This window comes from Agrilactobacillus yilanensis, assembly GCF_003946725.1.
Lineage (GTDB): Bacteria > Bacillota > Bacilli > Lactobacillales > Lactobacillaceae > Agrilactobacillus > Agrilactobacillus yilanensis.
Window position 1 is genome coordinate 1 of the sequence record NZ_RHOY01000006.1, and the last position, 24053, is coordinate 24053.

Genomic DNA, 24053 nt, shown 5'->3' on the forward strand with positions numbered 1-24053 from the left:
GATTTTAGTTTCTGGAGTTTGTTAGTGCTAACGATAATTGTGATTTTTTACTTGACAGGGGTCATTACATAACAGCGTGAACTAGAGCGGGAAAGTCTCGAGCACTAACCTAGACTTACGACATAAGCCTGGTCTTGGCTTGTGAGTAAGGCGTAGTTAGGTGAGAGCTTTGCTCTAGTGAACGCGTTTCAAAACCAGAGCGTGAACCAACACGGGTTGATTTCGCAATATAACCTAGACTTGGCAGGTAGTCGCTGGCGACTAGCAACAAGGCGTAGTTATATGTAGAAATCAGTGTTGGTGAGCGCGTTTATCCAGAGCGTAATAACCTAGCCCTAGCAAATAATCGCTGGTGCATCTTGGACAGAGTCATTAATCCAAGATGCACCAGCTTTTTGTTTGTAAGGACACATAACGAGGCCTTACTATGCGCCGATAGCTTCAAAAACATTTTATAAACAAAAAAACAGCCGCCTTTTGACGACTGCTAAAACAATTCTAAGATAAAACCAATTATTTATCTCAGTTCATTTTTTAAAATTCTATTTCTCCACCTTTAACAACATCACTCAATTTACGCTGGGTAATACGCACCTAAATCCGCATAAACCCATTGGTTATTATTGCCTAAGCAAAGCGCTTGGCGCCCATCAATGTAGCGTACGCCAAAAACTTTATAAGCATCTGCAGGGGCTGCAGCCATTGAATGGCCTTCTTGTGTCATAAGTGTTGCTTGGTCTTTTAATACAAAAGTACCACTTAATGGTGCCTTAAGTTCAACGTTTTTAGCATCTACCCATTGGTTATTTCCTAATTTATAGGCTGTTATCTGACCATTTTTAGTGGCCACTTGATAAGCTTGCCAAGTTCTATTTTTTTGAAGTTGATCTTGTAAGTTACCATTTTGCTGGCTCAAATCTGCAGCTGTGTATAACGGTACTTGGCGGCCGTTGGAATAAACAATAGCCTTGCTTTCAGTCACCGTTGGTTTTACTTGATTCTGTAAAATAAGTAACAAGTTTGCATCAACCCATTGATTTCTTCCTAAATCGTAAGCCACAATCTTCCCAGAAGCATCCATAGCTACTCGAATGACCCGCCATTGATCGTATCTTGTATCTAACCATTCACGCCGCCATGTTAATTCAGGGTTTCGGTAAACTGGTAGCGCTTGATAATTAGAATCCACGATCATATCGTCTTTGGGGATAATCGTTAACTTGTCGGTATCCGGCTGTTGCCCTGGATCTACAACAACATTATCATCAGTATCATCATCATTTCCTGGGGTAACAACTGGCGGTACAATCGGATCTACTGGGTCTTTTTCTACTTCATAAGTTGCATTAATCGTTGTTTCTGCTGGGACCGTCTCCAAAGTAAACGTTCCATCTGTATCTTTAGGGGTCCCGTCAGCAGCATTGGCCCAACTCTTGAGGGTATAGGTCTTATTGTCCTTCGTTATGGTCTTATATAATTCCTTTGTATAATCAACAGCACCCTCAAATAATTTGGGATCATCATTATTGTTAATCGTCTCAGTTTGGAGTTGCTTACCCTCACTGTCTAAATAGTTAATGGTGATTTTTGCATCAGGGGCCGTCGTATAATAAGCAGTGACCTCTCCCCCTTTGTCGCCGCCGTCTTTATTTCTATTGACATATTTTTCGCCCACAGGTGTTACCACAGGTGTTAGTCTTGACTTATCCCAATCCGCATGATCAAACGTATAGCGTGGACCTGGGCTGGGGATGGGGATCTCAGAAGAAGCGTCATACTCAACAAGCATTGTACCTTGCTTTATATCGTCTCCACCCACATCTTTGTAATTAATTTTTAATTGGGTATCCTCGACTTCTCCATAATACACATTAACTTCAATATCCTCCCCGTTAAAGATACCCCAAAAGATAACATCTTCCCCCTTATTTAGCCAGTTCAGTCTCAGGCGCCCTAATATTTCTGGACCCACAATAAGCTCGAAAGAATCAGCACTGTACCCAGGCCAAGTAACCGGTAGATAGGCACCCCCTCAGCATCAACGCTGCCTTCCAGCTCTACGTTCTCATCTTTTATAGGTTCACCATGATTCTCAGGCGTACCCACATACCTATTTATGGTAGCCGTAGCCGCCTGAACAGTCGCTGTCTGTCCGCCAATCAGACCTTGTTGCCATATTAGTCCGATACTTAAACTGGCTAATGCTACTAACAATCCTAAAGCATACCGCAATCGGTCATTTGATTTAACCATAATTATCCCCCTTAATACTGAATTAAAAATTTTACTTCCAACTTTAGTATACCTATCTATTATTAGATTCTCAAGATAAGAAAATAATAATTATATCGTTTAGTGAAATTACAATAATAATAAAATCAAAAATAAAAACCTATGACTGCTTCTGATAAATTCTTTAAAGCCAGCAAGTCATAGGTTTTTACTTAATTTTTAAACGTGGACCAAGGCGAACTATGTAACATCCAGTTCACGCCATATTTATCAACGAAATGGCCCATTTTACCGCCCCAGAACTGTTCTGCATAAGGCATCGTTATATTGACCGTATCTGAAGCTTCAATTTTTGCATAAAAAGCATCAGCTGCTGCCACACTCTCAGGATCTTCGCTGTTCACATCCAGCATTACTGAAATTTGATTTGACGGTGCACCACCATGGCCAAAAGCATCAGCACATTCAAATTTGTTGCCTAAGATCGTAAACACGGCATGCATAGTCATACTCTCAAGATCAGTATCGTCTGGTAATCCAAATTGCTTTGCTTGTTCTGGCTTTGGTGTTAACCGATAAACATCTGTTGCCCCAAAGACCTCTTGGTAATATTCAATTGCGGCTTTTGCGTTTTCAAAAGCAAAATACGGGTAAACACGAATCTGCATTAGATCGCCTCCATTAGCTTGATAATGTTATTTTAACATAGCTCGGAAATGGGAACAAGCGTTTTATTCCCGTAGAATCTTTGCCATGGTCTTGCCCTTTGCCAGTTCGTCAATCAGCTTATCCAAATAGCGGATTTTTTGCATTATGGGGGCTTCAATGGTTTCTACCCGTACCCCACAGACCGTCCCTGTGATCAAACTCGCCTTAGGGTTAAAAGCCGGTGCTTGGGCCAAAAAAGTTTCGAAGTCTACTTCTTGATCTATTTGCGTTTGTAAACCCTGGGCACTATAGCCGGTGAGCCAACAAATAATCTCGTCAACCTCTGCTTGTGTTCGGTTTTTGCGCTGTGCTTTTTGAACATACATGGGATAAATTCGGCTAAAGGACATCGTATAAATTTTAGGGGTTGCCATAAATTTCGCCTCCAATATGAATCGTTAATTTGATTATACGCGACGATACAAGCGTAAGCCAATAATATAAGCGACCAATGTAATCCCCGCCAGCCATAGCAGCGCTAACCAGCCGTGATTGCCAACGTTTTGTACCGCCAATAATTGACGTATGGTCATAATGACATGGGTCATCGGCTGATGTTCGGCAAATAAATGCAGCGGCTTTGGCATCCCGGTTACCGGTACGAATGCGGAACTGACAAATAATAATAACAACAGAATATAAGAAAAGGCACTGGCCCCGTCTACACTGCTGGCCGCCAGCGCAAAGGGCACCGACAGCCAAGTAATCGTTATCGCAAAGCCGATCAGCAATAAGCCGACTAAAACCCAAGCCCCCACTGAAGCCGAACTGCGAAAGCCAATCAAAACGCCAACTAACAGCACAATCCCCGTCGAAATTAGCATGAAGCTCACTGAAGCCAACGCCTGACCACCTAAAACCGAAACTTTAGAAATCGGCAGCGACTTAAACCGATCAAACATCCCTGACGTCTTATCCACATTGATCCGCATTGCAGTATAAGCCGCACCGGAAGCAATCGTAATTAACAAAATCCCAGGCAATACATAATTAATATAATCTCCATGGGCAACACCGGCAATTTTCATCGAACCGCCAAACAAATAAACCATCATCAATAAAATCATAATTGGCATTAAAACTACGGTAATAATCGTATCTGGACTGCGCAAATTATGCTTGATTAACCGTCCAGCTAACGTAAACGTATCCTTTAACATTAAGACACCGCCTTTGTCAATTTTCGGAACACATCATCCAATGTTGGTGTCACGACTTTAAACGTCACTGGCGGACAATCCGCCGCCGCTAACGCCGTCAAAACAGCCGATGTTGTCTGAACCATTTCTGTCAGCGGCATGCTCAGACCGGTTGTATCCACCATTTTTGGTTTAAATTCATCCAATACCAATCTAGCCTGCTGGCAAAGTGCTGCTGTTGCAAACAATAATTCTAGCTGGTCGGTGCCTGCCAGCCGCTTCATCGCTGCCGGTGTACCGGTGGCAACAATTTGCCCATCTCGCAAAAAGCCAATGTTATCCGCCAATTGATCGGCTTCTTCCAAATATTGCGTTGTCAAAAAGATCGTCTTCCCCTGGGCCTTCAAAGTTTGGATCGTCCGCCAAAGGGCTTCTCGACTCGTGGGATCTAAGCCGGTTGTAGGTTCATCTAAAAATAAAATTTCTGGATCCCCCACTAGACTCATCGCTAGATCCAACCGCCGCCGCATCCCGCCAGAATAATCCGCGACCCGTTTATCTTTAGCCTGCAACAAATCAAATTGTTTTAATAAAGCTTTGGCCGCTGCCTTTGGTTGCCCCACATGCCGCAGCCGCGCAATCAAAACTAAATTTTCGTAACCAGATAAAACATCATCCACCGTTGCCGCCTGAGCGCTGAAACTAAACAAGCGCTGTACTTGCAGCAAATTTTCGGTCACTGGCAGTTGGTTAATCGTGACCTGCCCTTGATCGCCCGCTAACAGCCCCGTCATTATTTTTAACAACGTACTCTTACCGGCACCATTCGCACCTAGCAAGGCATAAATCGTACCTGCTGTCACATTCAAAGAAACATCTTCTAAAACGACTTGCTGTTTAAATCGTTTTTGCACATGGCTCACTGTAATTATCGCTTCCATTATTAGCCCTCACTTCTTAAAAGCATCCCGGCGCAGTTTTTCCCGCTGGCTATTAATCCAAGTCGCCTCCGGATTTTCTTCGATCAAACTATCCGCAAAAGCTGTAATATCCGTCCCGACCACATCTCTAACGCCTAAGCCATCAGCAGCAGCGGCTTCAAACATATCCAGCACCGAATACAAAATAATATAAATCTGACCATCTTTGGCCCAGTAGTTTAAATATTTTTCTAAGGCCTGCAGTGCTTGCCGAAAATCCGCCGGCAAAGCAGCCATGCGCTTGCGATAAGCACGATAGGCCTTTTTTTCTTCTCGCATTTTTTTAAGCCAAGTCATCATTTTTTTCTGCCTCCAATTGGGTCATTTGTGCATTAAGATAGTGCCAGTGCTGCCAAAATTCCTGTAATCTTGCCTCACCAGCTGCGTTTAAGCGATAAAATTTCCGAGCTGGCCCGATACTGGATTTCTTTTTTTCAATGGCCACTAATTGATTTTTTTCCAGCCGCATCAAAATTGTATAAACGGTCCCTTCCACCACGTCCTCAAAGCCGTGATCGTTCAAGTACTTCGTAATCTCATAACCATAAGTCTCTCCAGCACTGATCTTTTGCAGCACAATCCCTTCAAGGACACCTTTTAATAATTCCGTCGAAATTTTCATGTTTTTGCCCCTGACTACTTAGTATTAATTAGTACTGCTATATAGTAATACGTAGTAGATAATAAGTCAATAAAAAAAACGAGGTGGCTGCCTCGTTTTTTCAAATATTTTTAATGAATCGGCTAGGATTCCCTGCAACAACCGTGTTAGCCGCCACATCTTTTGTGACCACACTACCGGCACCAACAATGGCATTTTCGCCCACGGTTACGCCAGGTAAAACAGTGGCATTAGCCCCAATCCATGCATTTTTTTCAATATGAATGGCTTTAGGTAAAATATCGCGCCGATGTGCATCTTTTGCGGCCACATGATTCACTGAAATTAAGCTGACATTGGGGCCAATCAAAACACCATCGGCTAAATAAATCCCACCTAAATCCACAAACGTACAGTTTCGATTTATAAAAACGCCAGCGCCGATAAACAGATGCTGTCCAAAATCGGAATATAAAGGCGCATTAATTTCTGTATCTTCTGGAATCGGATAACCTACAATCTGACTCATCAGTTGACGCCGTTTTGGTCCTGCAGAATAAGTCGTATTAAATGCCGTTAATAATTCTGTTGTCCGTTCCGCAATTTGTTCAATTTTTCGAAATTCTGCATCATAAAAGTCTAACCGCTCACCTGCTAAGGCCCGCTGTAAAATTTCTGCTGTTTGCATCATCATGTGCCCTCCAAGCTTTACATCGGTTGTGTTGTCGGCCGAATAATTAGTTCATTGATTGAGACATGTTGCGGCGTGCCAATGGCATAGACCACTGCATCGGCCAAATCTTCCGGCTGTAAGGCAGTATCTGATTTTTCGTGCCATTGGTCGACTAAGGCTTGGGCGACTTTGGGATCACTGATGGATTTGTAAAGTTCTGTATCCACCATCCCCGGTGCCACAATGGTTGTCCGAATTTGATTTTTGCCTTCTTCTTGACGCAAACCTTCCATAATCGCCCGTACTGCAAATTTTGTACCGCAATAAACGGCTGATTCTGGATAAACAACATATCCGGCCACCGAATCCGTTGCTAAAATATGGCCATAGCCTTGCTGATGCATAATTGGTAATACAGCTGAAATCCCATTTAAGACCCCGGTTACATTAATATCTAACATCCGCTGCCATTCATCCCGATGATTATCTGCTAATTTTGCCGTGGGCATGATTCCGGCATTATTATAAAAGGCATCAATTTTGCCAAATTTAACCATTGCCAATTTTACCAGCCGCTGAACACTTTCAATATCACTAACATCTAGCGTTGCATAAGCAATTTGAGCCGCTGGCAAAGTTTTAGCCAAAGCCGCCAACTTCTTTTCCCGCCGAGCCCCAAAAACAACTTTTGCACCAGCTTCTACTAATTTAGTCACCGTCGCTGCACCAATACCACTGGAAGCCCCAGTCACAACAACAACTTTATCTTTTACACTCATTTAAATGTCTCCTTTGATTTGATGATGTCCTAAGCTTAAAACTTGATCCCTATAATATCCAATACTTATAATTTATAGTAGTTAATGCTTTTTAGTTATGAATGTCTTGCTGAAAAATCTGCCATTCACTTCTTTTTTAAAGGCCGATCGGTTTACGCTGACTTGATAGCGATTACATTTATTTGACATATGTCTTTACATTCATATTAGTAAATGATAATATGAACGTGTAAACAAATATTAATATGAGGTGACAACTTTGACTGAGGATTATACCCTCCAATTGAAATTACTACATGGCTTTTCAAATAAGATTAGATACCGTATTTTAATGGTACTCAAAGACGGCGAACGAAATGTTTCCGATTTAGTAACCCTTGTGGGCGGCTCACAATCGGCAGTTTCACAACATTTGGCTTGTCTAAAAGACTGCGGTTTAATTGAAAAACGCTTAGAAGGTAAATTTTACTTCTATCGTTTAACTTCCCCCCAGATTCCTTTGCTGTTAGATCTATTGAATGAAAGTAGCCATGATTTCCATTGGGACGAACAATCCGAAGTGGTCAAATGTGAACACCATATGGCCTAGGAGGCATTATTATGACAGATAAAGCATTACATACAACCACCACCGAGCCTTGTCAAAAGGCATGCTGCAATCCAGAAACTGCGGAAGCAAAAGACGATTGCGATGGTGACGGCTGCCAAGACGACGGCTGTAAAGCCGAAAAAGACGATTGCGATGGCGACGGCTGCCAAGACGACGGCTGTAAAGCCGAAAAAGACGATTGCGATGATGATTGCTGTCAAACTAAGGACAGTGACCAGGTGCAACAAACGACGACCGCCGGTTTAAGTGATGGTATTCACAAAGAATATGCTGTAGGCGGGATGGACTGTGGCAGTTGTGCCATGACCATCCAAAAAGGTGTCCAACGGCTGCCGGGCATTCAACAGGCCAAGGTTAATTTCAGCACTGGCAAGCTTTCAGTTGTTGTGGATGATTTTCAAGATTTTGATCAAATTCCTAAAACCGTCAAAAAACTCGGCTATCAAGTTCTCGACAGCATCCCTGAAAATAGTCAGCTAGATACCTTTAAAGTCACCGGGATGGACTGCGGCAGTTGTGCCATGACCATTGAAAAACACTTAGCACAACTTCCCGAAGTCCAAAGTGTTGCTGTCAATTTTGCCAGTGGCACTATGCAAATTCAACATAACAATTCCGTCGCCACGATCCAACAGGAACTTAAGAAAATCGGTTATAGCGGTGTGCCGGAGAGCAGCGAAGCCGTGGTTTCTGAAACCGAATCTAAACCTAAATTACCGGAAAATGCCACAATTTGGTTATCTGGTATTGCTTTAGTGTTAGGGTATCTGGTTAGTTTTGCCGGCAGCGACTTATTTGCCAATATTTTGTTTGCTATCGGGATGGTCAGCAGTGGCTTAAAGCCCGCCCGCAGCGCTTGGTATGCGATCAAGAGTAAATCTTTGGACATGAACGTTTTAATGGTGGCCGCCGCAATTGGTGCGGGTGCCATTGGCCAGTGGAAAGAAGGCGCTTTAGTTGTTTTCTTATTCGCCATTGGGAATTTGTTGCAAGTCAAAGCCGTGGCCAAAACCCGGCAGTCCATCAAAGGCTTAATGGACTTAACCCCCAACACCGCTTTAGTTAAAAGTGGCACAAATTTCATCGAAAAAAATGTCACGGAAGTTGTCTTAGACGATATTCTACAAGTTAAAGCCGGCGAACGCGTCCCCTTAGATGGCGTGGTTATTAAAGGGACCTCTTCCATTGACCAAGCCCCAATTACCGGGGAATCTATCCCGGTCACTAAACAAGTAGATGATCAAGTTTTTGCCGGGACGATCAATCAAGAAGGGACCTTAGAAATTCGAATCACCCACTTAACTGAGGACTCCACAATTGCTCGAATCATCACGATGGTCGAAGATGCCCAAGACAAAAAAGCGCCTTCTGAAGCCTTTATCGACCGCTTCGCCAAAGTTTATACCCCCATCGTCTTCACGTTAGCCTTATTATTGATGGTTGTCCCACCGCTATTTTTTAGTGCTGACTTTGGCGCCTGGTTCTACCGCGGCCTAGAGTTATTAGTGATTGCCTGCCCATGCGCTTTAATTATTTCAACGCCAGTTTCCATTGTTTCAGCCATTGGTAATGCGGCCAAAAATGGCGTCTTGATCAAAGGCGGCAGTGTTTTAGAAAAAGCCGGTACCTTGACCGCAGTCGCTTTTGACAAAACCGGTACTATTACAGAAGGCACGCCAAAAGTAGCGGCCATTCAAAGCTATCAAGGCACCGATACCGATACGCTACAAATTTTAGCCGCCTTAGAAAGTCAAACCACCCATCCCATTGGCCGGGCCATTGTGACTGCCGCTAATGCGCAAAATTTAACATTACCAGAAGTCGTTGATTTCAAAAATAGCCCAGGTAAAGGGATTACCGCCAAAATTGATGCCATTCCTTATTTTGCCGGCAGCGTCGCCTTATTTGACAAAGGCGTGGTGACCAACGCCCAGCAGCAGCAAATTAAAGCCTTACAAAATTCCGGCCATACCATTGTTTTACTTGGAACCGCTGTAGAAATTTTAGGACTAGTAGCCGTGGCCGATGGCATCCGTGAAACTTCCAAAACCGCAATCCAAGCTTTGCAGGCAACAGGCATTCAACAAACCGTAATGCTCACCGGTGATAACCAAGGTGCCGCCGAAAAAATTGCGGCCCAAGCCGGCGTCACCGCCGTCAAAGCTAACTTACTCCCAGATGAAAAAGTCCATGCCATTGCTGAACTGCAACAAGACGGCGCTAAAGTTGCCATGGTTGGTGACGGCATTAATGACGCCCCCGCCCTAGCCTTAGCAGACGTGGGTATCGCCATGGGTGGTGCCGGAACCGACACCGCCATTGAAACCGCAGATGTGGTCTTAATGGCAGACAACCTCGAAAAACTCCCCTTCACCATTAACCTAAGCCAACGAGCCATGCGCATCATCAAACAAAACGTCATCTTTGCCTTAATCATCAAATTCCTAGCACTCGCCCTAATCTTCCCCGGCTGGTTAACCCTATGGATGGCCGTATTAAGTGACTCCGGTGCCGCCGTCTTAGTCACCTTAAACGCATTGAGACTATTAAGAAAAAGAGCGTGAACTAGAGCGGGAAAGCCTCGAGCACTAACCTAGACCTGTGCCGTAAGTGGGCTTTACTTACAAACAGGACGTAGTTAGGTGAGAGCTTTGCTCTAGTGAACGCGTTTAAGCCAGAGCGTGACAAAAGACGGGTTGATTTTGAGCATAGCCTAGGCTAACGCCGTGAGCGGGCTTCGCTTACAAGTTAGACGTAGCTAAGCGCAGAAATCAGTATTGGCGAGCGCGTTTAGAGCGTGAACTAGAGCGGGAAAGCCTCGAGCACTAACCTAGACCTGTGCCGTAAGTGGGCTTTACTTACAAACAGGACGTAGTTAGGTGAGAGCTTTGCTCTAGTGAACGCGTTTCAAAATCAGAGCGTGAGAGCTTACGGGTGACAATGCACATAACCTAGACTTACGACATAAGCCCGGTCTTGGCTTGTGAGTAAGACGTAGTTATGTAAATTGTCAGTAAGTTCGAACGCGTTTCAAAATCAGAGCCCCCAAAAAAATAGCCATCCTTGAGAACAACTCAAAGGTGGCTATTTTAACGCCGTAATTAACTTAATTCACCGGTCAAAAACTGTGCCTCACCGTCTTTGAAACTCCAATCTTCATCATCATTAATCACAAAATTGATCAGAATATCTTTTGTGCTAATGTTTAATTCCTGATGTAATAAAGTGACCAGCCGCCGATAAAAAGCTTGTTTTTGTTCAGTCGTCCGGGGTCTAGAAGTCAAACTAAAAATCATCTTATTTTCACTACGTTCAAACCCCAAGCCCGTATCTAAAACCACCATTTCACTGGGCTCGTGCTGGGTGATTACTTGGTAACGGTCCCCTTCAGGAATACCTAGCGTTTCCAACATGGCTTGATATGACAAATCCAAAAGTTGTTTTAATTCTGCATCAGTTTTACCGCTTAATAAATCTATCTTCATTAATGGCATATATTAAACGCCCCTTTAATCTCAATTTGATAGTTTTATTATGCTATTTATTTATACTTTTGCCTAATACTAAGATGTGGTAAGGTTATCATAAAATATGATAAGCGAGGCGACTGCAGATGTTCTTGCAAGACTTAAAGATTTTTAAACTAACTTACGAACTCGGATCTATGAATCAAACCGCTAAAAACTTAGGTTTTGCCCAATCCAATATCACCGCCCGACTGCAAAGCCTAGAAAATGATTTTGATATTCAATTATTCGAACGAACTCATTCCGGTGTCAAACCTACAGAAGCTGGCACCGCTTTTTACAACTACGCCGTCACCGTTTTAAAAATGACCGATGAACTGCAGCATCAGCCTAGTTTTCGAAAAAAACAAGATCGAGTTTTAATCACCGAACTTCTTTTTAATTTTCTAGTTATTGAGAAAAAGCAATATCCGCTGGACCAGTATGATTTCTCCTTAATCAAAACTTCAGAGTTACTCAAAAATTTACAAACTAATCCTAAAATTGTCATCACTTATAAAACGCTTAATGAGCCACATTACCAACTCCGTGAAACAGGGATTTTACCGGCTAAATTTTATCGAACGCCACAGACTTTTGACCTAACCCATAAACCGCTATTAATCAACTCAGACAGCCTGTGTCCTTTTCGTAAGGCTTCTTTAACCTTAGCCCCAAAGCATACCGCTTTAGAAATTGATTCTTTTGCGAATATTTTGGAACTTGTTGCGAAAGGCCAAGGTTGGGCGCTCTTACCAACCCATATGGTTCTCAACAGCCCAGTTAAGGCTATTGAGACCTTCCCCAAACAAAATATTAGTTATAATATTTATCAACATATTTAATTTTCCGCATAAAAAACAGAGCTTAGTGTCAGCTTCACTAAGCTCTGTTTTTTTGATAACTTTTAGCTCTGGAACACTTTATGTGGATTCAAAATGTTCTTAGGATCAAAGGTTTGTTTAATCCCTTGCATTAATTCCAAATTCACATCATCCATAGTCTCCTCTAAATAAGCACGTTTGGCATAACCAATACCGTGTTCCCCAGATACTAGACCACCCAGCTCGGCAGCTTTATGATAAACCAAAGTCATAGCCTGCCCTAAGCGTAGTTGGAACTCCTCGCTGGATAGATCATCCTTTAACATGTAAGTATGCAAATTGCCGTCCCCAGCATGGCCGAAGCATTTCATCCGTAGGCCAATTTTCTTACTAACTTCTGGGAAATAAGCGACCATTTCATTGACTTGGCTTCTTGGAACAACCGTATCTACTTCATCCATATCTGTTGTAGACCCTTTAATCGCTTCCAAGAAGGCCCCCCGAGCTTTCCAAATAGAATCTTCACGCTCTTGGGTGTCTGAAATTAAAACATCTAGTGCCCCGCTTTCGAGACAAAGGTCAGCAATTGGTTCATATTCAGCTTCGATTTCTTCTGTAGAATTCCCATCATACCGTAATAACAAGTAAGCATCAGATTGATGGTCAGGGAACTTCTTACCAAGATATTCTTCGGCATCTAAAATAACATCTTTTTCCATGAATTCAACGGCAATTGGGACACTTTCTGAAGCGACAATCTTAGGTACTGTATCAATCGCTTGCCGTAAAGTTGGGAATGGCACTAATAAACTAATGACTTTCTTTGGTGCTGGCAATAGTTTCAAAACGGCTTTGGTGATGATCCCTAAAGTCCCTTCAGAACCGATAATTAAATCTTTTAAGTCTAAGCCAGAACTATTTTTAACCACTTTACCGCCAAGGGTTAATACTTTACCACTTGGTAAAACAACTTCTAATTCTCTGACAAAGTCCCGGGTAACCCCGTATTTAACGGCCCGCATCCCACCGGCGTTTGTACTAATATTCCCGCCGATCGTCGCAGATTTTTCACCAGGATCTGGTGGGAAGAACAAACCATGTTCTTCAGTGAAGTCCCCGATTTCCATCAATAAAACCCCGGGTTGAACGGTCATTGTTAAGTTGTCATCATCTAATTCAAGGATTTGATTCATCAAACTTACATCCATCAAAATCCCATGTTCAATTGGGACACAAGCGCCAACTAACCCAGTCCCTGCGCCCCGGGCAGTGACGGCAATATTATTGTCATAAGCATATTTCATAACATCTGAAACTTCAGCTGTTGTCTTAGGCCGAACAACAACATCTGGTGGGCAACTGACACTACCTAATTCATCATGACCATATTCTTCTTGAATTTCGTCATAGAGTACTCGATCTTTATCATCAATAATATTTAAAAGTGCTTGATAATCATCATTAGTGAACGCCTTGTAACTCATTTTTATGCCCCCTTTGTGCTTTGATGTCTTGAATTAATCTTGGTAAGATTTCATACAAGTCACCCGTTAAACAGTAATGTGCATTCTTGAAAATTGGTGCTTTTGGATCACTGTTAATTGCCACAATTGTATCGGCATGGTCCATCCCAGCAACGAACTGAATGGCCCCAGAGACGCCCACACAGATAATGAGTTTTGGCCGAACGGTCCGACCACTTAAGCCGACTTGTGTTTTCACATCCATCCAGCCTTGTTCAACGATTGGCCGAGTACAAGCAACTTGACCGCCTAACAAGTAAGCCAAAGCTTCAAGTTGTGCCAATTCAGATTGTTTCTTGATCCCACGACCGGCGACGATTAAAACGTCAGCGCTTTCAATAGATTGTTCAGGTTCTTTAGGCACAATATCCAAGATTTCTGCATGTGATACTAATTTCTTGGCATTGATCTTCTTATGAACGATTTCCCCAGAAACTTCATCTTGTCTAGGGGCTGGATCCATGACTTTATAACGTACGGTTGCCATTTGTGGCCGATTGTTTGGTGTGACGATATGCGCCATGATATTCCCACCAAAAGCAGGCCGAATTTGACTCAAGTCCGTTGTTTCAGCATCCATATCCAAGATCGTTGTATCTGCTGTTAACCCAGTCCGCATTCTTGCGGCAACCCGTGGTGCCAATTGCCGGCCGACGGTGGTTGCCCCGACTAAGATACTGCAAGGTTTGTTTTGTTTAATGAATCTTTCAAAAACGGCAGTATAAGGTTCGATTGAAAAACGAGCTAATTTTTCATCATCATAAACAAAGATTTTGTCAACGCCGTAATGTTGCAATTCTTTAGCCGCTTCGTCAACGTTGTAACCCATTAATAGAACGTAGACCGGTTGGTTGATTTTGCCAGCTAATTCTTGGGCTTTACCAATCAGTTCATAAGTAACGGGATGAATCTTGCCATCCACTTGATCTACATAAACTGCAACGCCTTGCCATTCTGTTTTATCTAATGGTTTTACTTTCTTTTCATTGATTAATTCAACGGCACCTTTTGGTTTGGCGTCATTGACACAGGATAGACACATCCGGCAGTTATCTTCGATAATGACATTGCCATCAACAACTTTCATGGCATTAAATGGACAAATATTAATGAATCCTTCAGGATCCGTGATTTTATCTTGATGTACCTCTAATCTGGCAGCCATATTGATACCCTCCTAAATGAATTTCAATTCAGCCAATTTATCACATAACTGGTCGGCTTGTTTTTCATCGTTGCCTTCAAAAGTGAAATGATCAGTGTTTGTCTTTGGTGGGAAAATCTTCTTAACTTGTGTTGGTGAACCAGTCAAGCCATAATGATCTTCATCTTGATCATCCATATCATCCAAAGTATAAATTGGAATTTCACGGCCCTTTGCGGCTTTTTTCAATACATAAGAAGGTAATCTTGGTTGATAAATATCTTTTTCAACGGTTAATAAGCATGGGAAGTCCACTTTAACGACTTCTAAAGCTTCTGGTAATTCCATTTCAACGGTCATGTTTTCTTTAGTAACTTCATTGATTTTAGTGACATCGGCAACACTTGGGATTTCCAAGTATTCTGAAATTTCTGGACCAACTTGGGCGGTATCCCCGTCGGTCGTTTGCTTCCCACAAAGAATCAAATCAAATTCTCCGAGATGCTTGATCCCTTGAGAAATCGCATAGGCTGTTGCCAAAACGTCGGCACCACCAAAACGCCGATCAGATAATAAGGCACCGGCATCCGCACCCATGGCAAAAGCTTCACGAATAATAGATTCCGCCTGCAAAGGCCCCATACTTAAAACAGTCACCTTGCCGCCTTCTTTATCTCTTAGGCGGATTGCTGTTTCTAAAGCATATAGGTCGTACGGATTCATCTTGGAGTCAGCCCCATCCCGCTTCAGCAGACCTGTATCTGGATCCACTTCAACTTTAGATGTTGCTGGCACTTGTTTAATACAAACGAGAATGTTCATTCTCATGGACCTCCTTTTTTAGGAAAAGAATTATGTAATGTGAAAGCGCTAACAGCTGTTTAACAACCTTAGTATTACTCTATTCGTTTTTTTTGTCAATAAATTTGATGCCATTATTTTAGATATTATTTTTATATTTATGAAGCAATTTCGAAAAATTTATAAATTTTCGCACTTTTATAATTTATTTGTGAAATGTTTTATAATCTTCTATGTATTTGCTTATTGAAGTACTGATAAATCAGGATTTTATTCAAAATTAATTTCTTTTTACACATTCACAACCGTTTTTTCTCAGCCTTAATTTCTTTTTGCAGTCTTTAGCCAACTCTGCTAAAATTCAATCTTAAAATAACGTTCGTTAAATTAAAAATTAAATGGATCATTTATAAAACTGTACCAGTTTCACAAACTAATTTCGGGGTAAAACCGTTGAAACAGTTGTATTTCTGTTGTGTTATAAATTAAAACAATAACGTTTTTCCGATTATTTTAAGGCCCTCCTGAATTTTAAAAAAATAGGCAACTTGCGGCTTAACCCTTCATGAACCGCAAGTATTGTGATGATTTTGGCGTTGAACCCTTAACGTCATTATTTGATAAATATAATGTATTATATGATCATATTTTGAAAATCTCTTTTTTGGCAATTCACCGTAAAAATAAAGAATAAGTTGCAATTTCACTTGAAAATGGTTCTCATTTAAGGACCAAGAAACCTATATTATAAGTAATTCTATTACATTAAAAAAAGTTGCCCCTAGTCGCAAATTTAGCTGAAATCTTAAAAAGTATTGATTTTTGCTGTGCAGACGGATTTTGATAAAATCAAATGATAAAAATGTCTTGAGCTAATTAGCCCAACTTTCCATTCTTTAGAAATGTTGGAAAACCCTAATTGTGATTTTAATAACATATTTTTTTTTTGGTTTTGTAATATTTCATAATCATAAAATCGTCAAAACATAATGAAAGTTATCCTGTAAATTGTTTATCTGCCAATTGCCATTTCTTAAAATAACTGCTTTTTGTGATTTATAATTCACTTTTATTTTGACTTTGTCCATGCTAAATAAAGGTTATAATAGAGTTATCACGTAAAAGGAGTGTTCTTGAACAATGAAAAAAGCAATTAAAGGTTCCTGTACCACAATCTTAGTGGGGAAAAAGGCTTCGATTGATGGCTCCACGATGATCTCCAGAAATGACGATGGTCATGAAGCTTTAGATCCTCAGCGTTTTGTCGTTGTAAAACCGGAAGATCAGCCCCAACATTACCAAGCTAAAATTAGTGGTGTGCAAATTGAGCTGCCCGATAATCCCCTGCGTTATACAGCGATTCCCAATGCGATTTTGGACAATGGGATTTGGCCGGCCGCTGGGATTAATGGGGTTAATGTGGCCATGTCTGCGACTGAAACCATCACCACGAATCCACGGGTTTTAGGGATTGATCCTTTTGTCGCAACGGGTATTGGTGAAGAAGATTTGGTGACTTTAGTCTTGCCTTATATCCATAGTGCAAAAGAAGGGGTTGAACGTTTAGGTGCCCTTTTGGCAGAATATGGGACTTATGAACCTAACGGCATTGCTTTTTCAGATCAAGAAGAAATTTGGTGGTTAGAAACGATCGGCGGTCATCACTGGGCTGCTTGCCGTATTCCTGATGATGCGTATGTTGTTGCACCTAATCGCATGAATATTGACCATTTTGATTTCGAATCTCCAGATACCCTCTGTTCCGCAGATTTAAAAGATTTAATTGAACAATACCATTTGAATCCTGATTTTGATGGCTACAACTTCCGGCATATTTTTGGCAGTGCCTCGATTAAAGATACGGTCTACAACAATCCCCGGACTTGGTTCGGTCAAAAATATTTCAATCCTGAAACCCCTGATGATCCGATGGCTCAAGATTTGCCATTCATTTGCCGTGCCAATCGCAAGATCACGATTGAGGATGTCAAATTCGTATTGAGTTCTCATTTCGAAAATACTAAATACGATCCTTATGGGGCTGGTAGTGAGACGGATAAAACACTATTCCGGCCAATTGGTATTAATCGGAATCATGATGTGCATATTTTACAAATTAGAAACCATGTTCCGGCCGAAATCGCTGGGATTCACTGGTTAGCTTATGGGGCCAATACGTTTAATACGGTGGTGCCATTTTATACAAATGTGCAAGATACGCCGGCGGTTTATAAAGATGCGGACGGGACTTTTGATATGACTAAGATGTATTGGCTCAGCTGTACAACAGCGCTTTTGGGCGATACGGATTATGATTTATATGTGGATTTGCGCAATACTTTTGAATTAGAGGCCATGGGGGCTTATCATCAAATTCAAAACGAAACTGATGCTAATTTAAAGGCGCAAAAAGATATTCCGGCTTATCTTGAAGCGGCAAATGCTGCTTTGGCGGATGAATCTTTCAAACGTCAAACAAAATTATTGGGCGATATGGTTATTCTAGGGTCCAATAAAATGAAATTACGTTATAACTTAAACGATTAGACAATTGAAAAAGAGGCTCGGTCAATTTATTTGGCCTGGCCCCTTTTTTGGTTTGTTTGAAACGCGCTCACTAGAGCAAAGCTCTCACCTAACTACGAATCTTTTGTGTGTCTGACGACACCCTGCAAGATCCTAGGTTAGTGCTCGAGGCTTTCCCGCTCTAGTTCGCGCTCTGGTTTTGAAACGCGCTCCTAAAGACTGATTTCTGCGCTTAGCTACTGACAATTTACATAACTACGTCTCACTCACAAGCCAAAAGCGGGCTTATGTCGGTTCTATTTTGTGTTGGTTTTCTGAAACGCGCTCACCAACACTGATTTCTACATATAACTACGCCTTGTTGCCAGTCGCTGGCGACTGTCTGCCAAGTCTAGGTTATATTGCGAAATCACCCGTGTTGGTTCGCGCTCTGAATTATGTAATTGCGAATACGATTGGTATGGTGATTAGGCTCATGAGTGTGGATAGGCTCATGAGGCTGATGGCGGGGCTGGCGTCTTGGTGGGCTTGTAGGGTGAATAATACGCCTAGGCTGGCGGCGGGGCAGGCGGCTAACAGTAGGCTGACGGATAGGCCCATGCCCTGTACACCTAAAGCGGTCATTAAATAAAAAGCGATTATGGGAAATATTAAATTTCGCAGGCTTAGGCCTACTAAAATCGGTAAATTTAAGGCATCTCGATTAAATCGCAGTTTTGCCAAGCTATTCCCCACGATTATCATTGATAACGGTGTGTTTGCATCACTAATATAATTAATGGCCTGACTCAGAATTGACGGTAATTGTATGGAACCTATAAAAATGATTAAGCCGATAATAATGGCAATAATATTAGGGTTTAACATAATTTGTTTAAACATGGCCCAAGGGGTCTGTTTTGTCTGTTGGGTTCGAAATAAAGAAACGCCGTGGGACCAATTAAAAATATTAAAAACGGCCATGGATACCACCGCATAAAAGACCCCTTGCGTCCCAAATAATGCGCCGGCTAACGGGATGCCTAAAAAGCCCACGTTGGGATAAACACTGCTATAAATCGCAATGCGTTGCAGGTTTTTATTTTTAACCCGCTTAAAAATTAAGCCAGCTAAGATCGCTGCCACCGCATAAACCATTAAAACGGCCAAGCCTAAAAATAAAAGTTCGTGCAGCCGGCTTGCTGAAAAAGTCTGGCGGAAGGCCTTAATTATTAAACAAGGGCCAATAATCATTAATAAAATATTTGTTAAATCATCTGATGTCTGCTCATGCATCAAATGCAGCTTATTAATCACAAAACCCACAGCCATCAAAATAAACATCAATGCAATTTGATTAGCCAACCCACTAAGTGTCATCTTAAGATCCCTTTTCTAAGAAAATATAATAGACTTGTCTATTAAATATTGCTATTTTTTATTATAACGGGTTTAATGGTCTTGTCAACGATTCTAGCGGGAGGTTTGTACGTATGCTGTCTTATTTGAGCAAATACATTGCTGGTATTTACCGGCAATCCAAAATTGATATTAACCAACAATTTCAAAGTCTGGGATTAAAAGCAACTGAAGGCGATTTGCTTTTGTTTTTACATGACAATCCTGGCTTATCACAAAAGAAAGTTGCTGTTTTAATGGTTCTAGATCCTAGTTTGATCGGCCGTGACATCCAACATTTGATTAAATTAGACTACGTTGTCCGCCGACCATCCGAGACTGACAGCCGGGTGAATTTAGTTTATTTGACCCCGCTAGGTGAGCAATTGGTTCAGAATTTACGCCAAATTTTGACTCAGTGGTGGACGACGTTATTTGCGGAAACGGCTACTGCGGACCAAACTGAAACTGGAGTGCAGCTGGAACAACTTTATGACACGATTATTCGCCGAAATTTATAATCTTTTAAAATTAAATTTATTTTTTTATAAAGCCATTAGAGTCATAGGTTTCTAATCATTAAAAATGAGTTAGTTCACATCAGATTTTTAATTTATGCTTTACAAATTTTTAAAAGGTGTTAATATGAGTTTCACAGAATAAAAACGAGAAGAAAGAGGAGTAAGATCTTTCAGCCTGACAGTGAATTGGGATTAGTGGAAACCCAACCAGCGTTGATTTATCCGAAAAACACTTTCTTAGTTGCTGATTGAAATGACATCATTTGTCACAGTAGGTTCAGCCGTTACCGGTACGTTACCATCGGCAGAGTATGTTAGTACTCTTATTGAGGTGGTTTATTAATTTAAACAACTTGGGTGGTACCGCGAAAGTCTTTCGTCCCTATGCATTTAGGGATGGGAGGCTTTTTATTTTGCATCCAGACACCTAAAACTATATTAATTAAAGGAGACTTATCATGCATTTAATTATTCCAAAGTCATATGATCCAAAACTTTCTGTCAAAGAAACCCAACAAGCAATCCGCTATATTCGGGAAACTTTTCAAGACGAATTTGGCAAAGAACTCAATCTATCCCGGCTTTCTGCACCAATGTTTGTCGACAAGGCAACTGGGATCAATGATAATTTGAATGGCATTGAACAACCTGTCTCTTTTACAATGAAGGACATGCCTGGCAAAACCATTGAAATTGTGCATTCTTTAGCTAAATGGAAACGTGTCGCCCTGAAACGTTACGGCTTTGACATGCATGAAGGTCTCTACACAAACATGAATGCCATCCGTAAAGATGAAGATTTAGATAACTTCCACTCCGCATACGTTGACCAATGGGACTGGGAAAAAGTGATCGACAAAAAAGAACGGACAATGGCCACATTACAAAGCACCGTCCGCACTATTTTCAAAGTTATTAAACATATGGAACATGAAGTTTGGTACAAATTTCCGCAAGCTGTACACAAATTACCTGATGACATCCACTTTTTAACGACACAGGAATTAGAAGATTTGTATCCTGATCTAGAACCGCATGAACGTGAAGAAGCCATCTGTAAAAAATACGGCTGTGTCTTTTTAATGCAAATTGGCGGCGTCCTCAAGAGCGGCAAACGCCATGACGGCCGGGCACCTGACTATGACGACTGGTCTTTAAACGGCGACATCTTATTCTGGTATGAACCTTTAGAAACCGTCTTAGAAGTCTCCAGCATGGGCATCCGAGTTGATGAAGACGCCATGTTACGCCAATTAAAGGAACTTAACGCCGAGGACCGACTAAGCCTACCTTATCACAAAATGATCGAAAACAAAGAACTCCCATACACCATCGGCGGCGGCATCGGCCAATCTCGCCTATGCATGCTCCTCTTAGGCAAAGCCCACGTCGGCGAAGTCCAAGCCAGCATCTGGCCCCAAGACATGATCGACGAATGCGAAAAACACCAAATCCAAATATTATAGAACAGAGCGCGACAAGCTACGGGTTGACAATGCACATAACCTAGACTTACGACATAAGCCCGGTCTTGGCTTGTGAGTAAGGCGTAGTTATGTAAATTGTCAGTAGCTTGGAGCGCGTTTAAGCCAGAGCGCGAACCAACACGGGTTGATTTCGCAATATAACCTAGACTTGGCAGATAGTCGCTGGCGACTAGCAACAAGGCGTAGTTATATGTAGAAATCAGTGTTGGTGAGCGCGTTTAAAACCAACCACACACTATTTAATCGTCTTAATTCTAAAAATAAAGACATAATTATGTACAAGAATACCAACGATCAGCAGAATTCTAGCATGAATTGAATCTATTAAAAAGAAACTAATTAACATCATTGTGCTGGCAAGCAACTGGATCCACAGCTTTTGTTTCAGAGGCATCCCCTTTTGCTCAACATAATCTTTTAAATGTTTCTGATAGAGTTTCGTATTTTCAATCCAGTTTTGAAACCTCTTACTGCTCTTCGAAAAACAAAATACCGCTAGTAATAAAAATGGCGTTGTCGGTAGTAGCGGGACAAAACTACCAATGGCACCTAGTGCAAAAAATATATAACCGCCGCAAATATAAATTATCTTCTTCAGAAATTTTCTCCTTATAAACCAGTGGGTCAAAAACATCAGGCCTGCTGTAAAGCTTGTAACTATTGTTTGTAGCGTATTATTAATTATAGCATTTGCACGATTTAATTGAACACCACAAAAAAGGCAGATTTCGCACTTAGCGAATCTGCCTTTTTGTGTTGTTTCCTATTAAAACTACTTTATGATTCCGGTGTATTTAAGCCCACACTATTTTTGACATATAACGTATCATCTAATGCCAACCGTTTTACTAAATCAGCAATACTGCTAATCGACACATCATGCCCCCCAAAAGGCTGGCCTTTTTCAGTGACATCATAGTTCACTGGACCATTTGTAAACCAACCTGGGCGAATAACGGTATAGTCTAAATCGGACGCCTCAATGACATCTGCCGCAGCCCGATAAGTCTGCAAGACAGGATTATGCGCCAAATTACCAGCTGAACCAACTGATGCGGGGATTTCATCATAAATTCCCATTGACGTAATAAACAGTAACCGGGACACCCCGTTACGCTGCATTGCCGCCACAATCTGATTGGCAAACGCCTTAAGATTACCGCTTAATGCCGCAAAAACCACGTCTTGCCCTTGCATAGCTTGATCTAAATCAGCATCATTCATCACATTGCCAGCTATTAATTGTACCCCATCCGTCTTCGTTAAAGCAGCCGTGTGCCGTGCAAATAACGTTAATTTCACCGCTTTTTCAGCCGCTAATACTGCCGTTGCTGCTCGTCCCAATGTGCCTGTCGCACCAATAATTAATACATTTGTCATTGTTATCCGCTCCTTAAAAGGTACTGGCTTCTTGTTTAGAAATCAGCCAAACCCCATTGTCTTTTATAAAATACATTTTCATTGCTAACGGCCAAACATGTACGGCACTGCCCCACACACTGGCTTTAACTTTATTTTGACCAATCAAACTGGCCTGATGCGCTGAGACCTGCAAAATCTCAAGCCCCACTTCCTCAGAATTAAAATAGCGCATTTCTTCATTTTGAATTTGATCAATCCACTCTAATTTTGGCTGAACATAGCCGGTCATATGCGTTAGCGTCATCGTTGGCGCTAAGATTTGAGCGAGACGGGCCACATCTTTAGTCACCATCGCCTCATTTTCAGCCCGGTAAAGTGCGGTAATCGTTTGGGCATCTGTCAAAAAATCACCTCATTAATCTAGATAATCAGTGGATCTAGCAATCTCGGTTTCCGTCTTATACGTGGCCACCCGTTCTTCCAGCCGCTGAATCGTCGCCTGCAATGCCTGAGAACCTAATACTAAATGCAATGGGGTATCTGGTTGGTCGACACTTTCGATAATTCGGCTGGCCATTTTTTCAGGATCGCCAGGTGCTAAACCATTAGCTGGATCTAACATTTTCAAAAAACTATGAGTTGGCCCATCATATTCCGGCATCAAGTTGGCCACATGGGCACTACCGTATCTAAATTCTGTCCGGGCGCCACCGGGTTCTACAATTGTCATCCCGATCCCAAAAGCTTGGACTTCTTGGGCCACGGATTCTACAAAACCTTCAATGCCAAATTTTGTAGCGTGATACATCGAATTTCCTGGATAAGCCACTTGACCCCCATAAGACGAAATTTGGATGATATGTCCGCTCTTTTGGGCCCGTAAAAAAGGTAGTGCGGTTCGAATCACTTGAATTGGCCCCGTCAAATTCGTGGCGATGATTTGGGCCACTTGATCATCATTTAATTCTTCCGCTGCCCCAAACAAGCCATATCCGGCATTATTCACCAACACATCAATTTTGCCATGGCGTTGAAAAGCGGATTGAATTACGTCATGGACGGCGGCCACATCGGTCACATCTAATACTTGGCTATCTAAAGTCTTTGGGTATTGTTTTTGTAAATCGGCGATCTTCTTCGTGTTACGCACCGTTCCGATGACCGTATTGCCTGCAGCTAATAATTGCTTTGTCATTGCCAAACCAAAACCACTGCTAATGCCTGTAATCAACCATGTTTTTGTCATATTTTTATGCTCCT

General features: G+C 41.8%; 25 protein-coding genes and 1 other annotated feature. Of the genes, 6 read left to right on the forward strand and 19 right to left on the reverse strand.

Annotation, left to right across the window (positions count from 1 at the left end):
• Positions 1–574: 574 nt before the first annotated feature.
• The 10 genes from EKM93_RS05555 to EKM93_RS05600 all read right to left on the reverse strand — a co-directional run bounded on the left by EKM93_RS05555 (position 575) and on the right by EKM93_RS05600 (position 7112).
• Positions 575–1870, reverse strand: coding sequence for a hypothetical protein (locus EKM93_RS05555; protein WP_164506999.1), 1296 nt, complete (start codon positions 1868–1870; stop codon positions 575–577).
• Positions 1871–1953: 83 nt separating this feature from the next.
• Positions 1954–2253, reverse strand: coding sequence for a hypothetical protein (locus tag EKM93_RS05560; protein ID WP_125713914.1), 300 nt, complete (start codon positions 2251–2253; stop codon positions 1954–1956).
• Positions 2254–2444: 191 nt separating this feature from the next.
• Positions 2445–2900, reverse strand: a complete 456-nt coding sequence (locus tag EKM93_RS05565) for a VOC family protein (RefSeq protein ID WP_125713916.1) — start codon at positions 2898–2900, stop codon at positions 2445–2447.
• 63 nt (positions 2901–2963) lie between these two features.
• The gene (locus tag EKM93_RS05570) at positions 2964–3314 is read right to left on the reverse strand and encodes a DUF2200 domain-containing protein (RefSeq protein ID WP_125713918.1); all 351 of its coding nucleotides are present in this window, start codon (positions 3312–3314) and stop codon (positions 2964–2966) included.
• A gap of 33 nt (positions 3315–3347) precedes the next feature.
• A complete protein-coding gene (locus EKM93_RS05575; RefSeq protein ID WP_125713920.1) occupies positions 3348–4100 on the reverse strand; it encodes an ABC transporter permease in 753 nt (250 codons plus the stop codon).
• On the reverse strand, positions 4100–5020 hold the full coding sequence (locus EKM93_RS05580) for an ABC transporter ATP-binding protein (protein ID WP_125713922.1): 921 nt from the start codon (positions 5018–5020) through the stop codon (positions 4100–4102). Before EKM93_RS05580 ends, EKM93_RS05575 begins: the two co-directional genes overlap by 1 nt.
• Before the next feature lie 9 nt (positions 5021–5029).
• Positions 5030–5359, reverse strand: a complete 330-nt coding sequence (locus EKM93_RS05585; protein ID WP_125713924.1) for a DUF1048 domain-containing protein — start codon at positions 5357–5359, stop codon at positions 5030–5032.
• Positions 5343–5681, reverse strand: coding sequence for a PadR family transcriptional regulator (locus tag EKM93_RS05590; RefSeq protein WP_125713926.1), 339 nt, complete (start codon positions 5679–5681; stop codon positions 5343–5345). Before EKM93_RS05590 ends, EKM93_RS05585 begins: the two co-directional genes overlap by 17 nt.
• Before the next feature lie 100 nt (positions 5682–5781).
• Positions 5782–6348 (reverse strand): sugar O-acetyltransferase, encoded by a 567-nt coding sequence (locus EKM93_RS05595; RefSeq protein ID WP_125714096.1) that lies wholly within the window; start codon positions 6346–6348, stop codon positions 5782–5784.
• 20 nt (positions 6349–6368) lie between these two features.
• A complete protein-coding gene (locus EKM93_RS05600) occupies positions 6369–7112 on the reverse strand; it encodes an SDR family oxidoreductase (RefSeq protein WP_125713928.1) in 744 nt (247 codons plus the stop codon).
• A gap of 259 nt (positions 7113–7371) precedes the next feature.
• On the opposite strand from EKM93_RS05600, the gene EKM93_RS05605 reads away from it, so the two are divergent.
• Positions 7372–7701, forward strand: coding sequence for an ArsR/SmtB family transcription factor (locus tag EKM93_RS05605; protein WP_125713930.1), 330 nt, complete (start codon positions 7372–7374; stop codon positions 7699–7701).
• Between the two features lie 11 nt (positions 7702–7712).
• On the forward strand, positions 7713–10286 hold the full coding sequence (locus EKM93_RS05610; RefSeq protein ID WP_125713932.1) for a heavy metal translocating P-type ATPase: 2574 nt from the start codon (positions 7713–7715) through the stop codon (positions 10284–10286).
• A 537-nt stretch (positions 10287–10823) separates the two neighbouring features.
• Here EKM93_RS05610 and EKM93_RS05615 read toward each other — a convergent pair.
• Complete coding sequence (locus EKM93_RS05615) at positions 10824–11216, reverse strand: tautomerase family protein (protein WP_125713934.1); 393 nt, start codon at positions 11214–11216, stop codon at positions 10824–10826.
• A 119-nt stretch (positions 11217–11335) separates the two neighbouring features.
• Here EKM93_RS05615 and EKM93_RS05620 point away from each other — a divergent pair, with 119 nt between their 5' ends.
• Positions 11336–12073 (forward strand): LysR family transcriptional regulator, encoded by a 738-nt coding sequence (locus EKM93_RS05620; RefSeq protein ID WP_125713936.1) that lies wholly within the window; start codon positions 11336–11338, stop codon positions 12071–12073.
• Between the two features lie 62 nt (positions 12074–12135).
• Here EKM93_RS05620 and EKM93_RS05625 read toward each other — a convergent pair whose 3' ends face one another.
• Genes EKM93_RS05625 through EKM93_RS05635 form a run of 3 tightly spaced genes read right to left on the reverse strand, consistent with a single transcriptional unit; the run spans position 12136 to position 15541 of the window.
• The gene (locus EKM93_RS05625; RefSeq protein ID WP_125713938.1) at positions 12136–13536 is read right to left on the reverse strand and encodes an FAD-binding oxidoreductase; all 1401 of its coding nucleotides are present in this window, start codon (positions 13534–13536) and stop codon (positions 12136–12138) included.
• Positions 13514–14740 carry an electron transfer flavoprotein subunit alpha gene (locus EKM93_RS05630; RefSeq protein ID WP_125713940.1) on the reverse strand — a complete coding sequence of 409 codons (1227 nt, stop codon included), beginning with the start codon at positions 14738–14740 and terminating at the stop codon, positions 13514–13516. The genes EKM93_RS05625 and EKM93_RS05630 overlap by 23 nt, the downstream gene beginning before the upstream one ends.
• Before the next feature lie 12 nt (positions 14741–14752).
• Positions 14753–15541, reverse strand: a complete 789-nt coding sequence (locus EKM93_RS05635) for an electron transfer flavoprotein subunit beta/FixA family protein (RefSeq protein WP_125713942.1) — start codon at positions 15539–15541, stop codon at positions 14753–14755.
• Between the two features lie 1119 nt (positions 15542–16660).
• Between EKM93_RS05635 and EKM93_RS05640 the strand changes: the two genes are divergently transcribed.
• The gene (locus EKM93_RS05640) at positions 16661–18067 is read left to right on the forward strand and encodes a C69 family dipeptidase (protein ID WP_125713944.1); all 1407 of its coding nucleotides are present in this window, start codon (positions 16661–16663) and stop codon (positions 18065–18067) included.
• 414 nt (positions 18068–18481) lie between these two features.
• Here EKM93_RS05640 and EKM93_RS05645 read toward each other — a convergent pair whose 3' ends face one another.
• The gene (locus EKM93_RS05645) at positions 18482–19405 is read right to left on the reverse strand and encodes an AEC family transporter (protein WP_125713946.1); all 924 of its coding nucleotides are present in this window, start codon (positions 19403–19405) and stop codon (positions 18482–18484) included.
• Positions 19406–19518: 113 nt separating this feature from the next.
• On the opposite strand from EKM93_RS05645, the gene EKM93_RS05650 reads away from it, so the two are divergent.
• Together EKM93_RS05650 and asnA are read left to right on the forward strand one after the other, a co-directional pair.
• Positions 19519–19944 (forward strand): MarR family winged helix-turn-helix transcriptional regulator, encoded by a 426-nt coding sequence (locus EKM93_RS05650; RefSeq protein ID WP_125713948.1) that lies wholly within the window; start codon positions 19519–19521, stop codon positions 19942–19944.
• Between the two features lie 138 nt (positions 19945–20082).
• Positions 20083–20331 (forward strand) — a binding site (T-box leader).
• A 71-nt stretch (positions 20332–20402) separates the two neighbouring features.
• On the forward strand, positions 20403–21410 hold the full coding sequence (gene asnA / locus EKM93_RS05655; protein WP_125713950.1) for an aspartate--ammonia ligase: 1008 nt from the start codon (positions 20403–20405) through the stop codon (positions 21408–21410).
• Between the two features lie 256 nt (positions 21411–21666).
• Here asnA and EKM93_RS05660 read toward each other — a convergent pair whose 3' ends face one another.
• The 4 genes from EKM93_RS05660 to EKM93_RS05675 all read right to left on the reverse strand — a co-directional run bounded on the left by EKM93_RS05660 (position 21667) and on the right by EKM93_RS05675 (position 24039).
• Entirely contained in the window at positions 21667–22059 is a 393-nt protein-coding gene (locus EKM93_RS05660) for a YbaN family protein (RefSeq protein WP_225423639.1), read from the reverse strand.
• A 149-nt stretch (positions 22060–22208) separates the two neighbouring features.
• Positions 22209–22811: an NAD(P)H-binding protein gene (locus tag EKM93_RS05665; protein ID WP_125713955.1), complete on the reverse strand. Its 603-nt coding sequence runs from the start codon at positions 22809–22811 to the stop codon at positions 22209–22211.
• 13 nt (positions 22812–22824) lie between these two features.
• Positions 22825–23196 carry a nuclear transport factor 2 family protein gene (locus EKM93_RS05670; RefSeq protein WP_164507000.1) on the reverse strand — a complete coding sequence of 124 codons (372 nt, stop codon included), beginning with the start codon at positions 23194–23196 and terminating at the stop codon, positions 22825–22827.
• 12 nt (positions 23197–23208) lie between these two features.
• A complete protein-coding gene (locus EKM93_RS05675; protein WP_125713957.1) occupies positions 23209–24039 on the reverse strand; it encodes an SDR family oxidoreductase in 831 nt (276 codons plus the stop codon).
• Positions 24040–24053 lie beyond the last annotated feature (14 nt).

What these genes read in the sequence shown, in the direction of transcription:
- EKM93_RS05560 (WP_125713914.1), bottom strand. Translation starts at nt 2,253, where the DNA reads ATGGTTAAATCAAATGACCGATTGCGGTATGCTTTAGGATTGTTAGTA.
- EKM93_RS05565 (WP_125713916.1), bottom strand. Translation starts at nt 2,900, where the DNA reads ATGCAGATTCGTGTTTACCCGTATTTTGCTTTTGAAAACGCAAAAGCC.
- EKM93_RS05570 (WP_125713918.1), bottom strand. Translation starts at nt 3,314, where the DNA reads ATGGCAACCCCTAAAATTTATACGATGTCCTTTAGCCGAATTTATCCC.
- EKM93_RS05575 (WP_125713920.1), bottom strand. Translation starts at nt 4,100, where the DNA reads ATGTTAAAGGATACGTTTACGTTAGCTGGACGGTTAATCAAGCATAAT.
- EKM93_RS05580 (WP_125713922.1), bottom strand. Translation starts at nt 5,020, where the DNA reads ATGGAAGCGATAATTACAGTGAGCCATGTGCAAAAACGATTTAAACAG.
- EKM93_RS05585 (WP_125713924.1), bottom strand. Translation starts at nt 5,359, where the DNA reads ATGATGACTTGGCTTAAAAAAATGCGAGAAGAAAAAAAGGCCTATCGT.
- EKM93_RS05590 (WP_125713926.1), bottom strand. Translation starts at nt 5,681, where the DNA reads ATGAAAATTTCGACGGAATTATTAAAAGGTGTCCTTGAAGGGATTGTG.
- EKM93_RS05595 (WP_125714096.1), bottom strand. Translation starts at nt 6,348, where the DNA reads ATGCAAACAGCAGAAATTTTACAGCGGGCCTTAGCAGGTGAGCGGTTA.
- EKM93_RS05600 (WP_125713928.1), bottom strand. Translation starts at nt 7,112, where the DNA reads ATGAGTGTAAAAGATAAAGTTGTTGTTGTGACTGGGGCTTCCAGTGGT.
- EKM93_RS05610 (WP_125713932.1), top strand. Translation starts at nt 7,713, where the DNA reads ATGACAGATAAAGCATTACATACAACCACCACCGAGCCTTGTCAAAAG.
- EKM93_RS05615 (WP_125713934.1), bottom strand. Translation starts at nt 11,216, where the DNA reads ATGCCATTAATGAAGATAGATTTATTAAGCGGTAAAACTGATGCAGAA.
- EKM93_RS05620 (WP_125713936.1), top strand. Translation starts at nt 11,336, where the DNA reads ATGTTCTTGCAAGACTTAAAGATTTTTAAACTAACTTACGAACTCGGA.
- EKM93_RS05625 (WP_125713938.1), bottom strand. Translation starts at nt 13,536, where the DNA reads ATGAGTTACAAGGCGTTCACTAATGATGATTATCAAGCACTTTTAAAT.
- EKM93_RS05630 (WP_125713940.1), bottom strand. Translation starts at nt 14,740, where the DNA reads ATGGCTGCCAGATTAGAGGTACATCAAGATAAAATCACGGATCCTGAA.
- EKM93_RS05635 (WP_125713942.1), bottom strand. Translation starts at nt 15,541, where the DNA reads ATGAACATTCTCGTTTGTATTAAACAAGTGCCAGCAACATCTAAAGTT.
- EKM93_RS05640 (WP_125713944.1), top strand. Translation starts at nt 16,661, where the DNA reads ATGAAAAAAGCAATTAAAGGTTCCTGTACCACAATCTTAGTGGGGAAA.
- EKM93_RS05645 (WP_125713946.1), bottom strand. Translation starts at nt 19,405, where the DNA reads ATGACACTTAGTGGGTTGGCTAATCAAATTGCATTGATGTTTATTTTG.
- EKM93_RS05650 (WP_125713948.1), top strand. Translation starts at nt 19,519, where the DNA reads ATGCTGTCTTATTTGAGCAAATACATTGCTGGTATTTACCGGCAATCC.
- asnA (WP_125713950.1), top strand. Translation starts at nt 20,403, where the DNA reads ATGCATTTAATTATTCCAAAGTCATATGATCCAAAACTTTCTGTCAAA.
- EKM93_RS05665 (WP_125713955.1), bottom strand. Translation starts at nt 22,811, where the DNA reads ATGACAAATGTATTAATTATTGGTGCGACAGGCACATTGGGACGAGCA.
- EKM93_RS05675 (WP_125713957.1), bottom strand. Translation starts at nt 24,039, where the DNA reads ATGACAAAAACATGGTTGATTACAGGCATTAGCAGTGGTTTTGGTTTG.